This window comes from Pseudoalteromonas sp. MTN2-4 (assembly GCF_042848605.1).
In the GTDB taxonomy this organism is placed as follows: domain Bacteria; phylum Pseudomonadota; class Gammaproteobacteria; order Enterobacterales; family Alteromonadaceae; genus Pseudoalteromonas.
The window spans coordinates 1-942 of the sequence record NZ_BTGK01000042.1; the positions used below are offsets into that span (position 1 = coordinate 1).

General features: G+C 37.3%; 2 protein-coding genes. One reads left to right on the forward strand and one right to left on the reverse strand.

Annotation, left to right across the window (positions count from 1 at the left end):
* Positions 1–16: 16 nt before the first annotated feature.
* Positions 17–484, forward strand: a complete 468-nt coding sequence (locus ACGHEH_RS21615; protein ID WP_349287865.1) for a hypothetical protein — start codon at positions 17–19, stop codon at positions 482–484.
* Between the two features lie 96 nt (positions 485–580).
* Here the strand turns inward: ACGHEH_RS21615 and ACGHEH_RS21620 are convergent, their stop codons facing one another.
* Positions 581–820, reverse strand: a complete 240-nt coding sequence (locus ACGHEH_RS21620; RefSeq protein ID WP_390449825.1) for a hypothetical protein — start codon at positions 818–820, stop codon at positions 581–583.
* Positions 821–942: the final 122 nt, after the last annotated feature.

Sequence of the window (942 nt, forward strand, 5' to 3'; positions counted from 1 at the left end):
TTCTTAGGATGGAACCATGGTAACACCAATAATAATTCTTTTAATTCTTTCTTCTCCGCTGGGTATGGCCTTTGCTTACTCTAAATTCATGAAGGTATCTGTTGATATTAACAAGTATGCTTGTTGGGGTTTAGGGATGGCATTTATTTTTTTCTTTATAGGTCACATCGTAAGAACAGATGGAATGGTTGAAATGCTTCCTTCCTGGGTGCCTTTCAAAGTTTCATTAATCTATTTTACAGGTGCCCTCGAATTAATGGTTGGCATTGCTCTTTTCATGCCTAAATTCCAACGCATTGCAGCAAAACTTGGTATTCTCATTTTTGTATTGTTTTTTCCTGCAAATGTATACGCTGCCTTAAATAGTGTTGGGCTAGGTGGTCATCAATGGGGAGCTGTTTATTTGTTGATACGAGCACCATTGCAAATCATATTAATCGCATGGGCGTATTTCTTGTGCGTAAAGAACATAACAAGGCGCTAAACTAGGACAAAATTAAATAAGCTCGTCGCTTCGCTCGATTTTAGCTTATTTAATTTTGCCTGTTAGCTAAGCGTTATGTGTTTCTGAGGTTCTGCTTTATATGAGAATTGTCTTTTTATTGTGTGTCTTACTTTGTACTTCGTGTGCAACTAACTCTTCTGTGGAAATTGATAAACCACCTGCGGAGTTAAACGAACGCCAACTCCAATGTATCAAAGAGATAAAAATTGAAAACTCATCTAGTAAAGAGTACAAAGAAGAAAAAGAGATTTGTATCAAACATAATACTTCCAATACATTGGGGGCAATCATACAGGCTGCTGTATCCGTTGCCATTCTGATTAGTTTATTCTAGTTAAGTTTTAACACATAACAAACGCATCAACGCATGGACTAATAAAGCTTGGCTTGGTTCGTGCCTCACCAATTTTAGCCAAGCTTTATTAGCCCGTTATGCG

What these genes read in the sequence shown, in the direction of transcription:
- ACGHEH_RS21615 (WP_349287865.1), top strand. Translation starts at nt 17, where the DNA reads ATGGTAACACCAATAATAATTCTTTTAATTCTTTCTTCTCCGCTGGGT.
- ACGHEH_RS21620 (WP_390449825.1), bottom strand. Translation starts at nt 820, where the DNA reads ATGGCAACGGATACAGCAGCCTGTATGATTGCCCCCAATGTATTGGAA.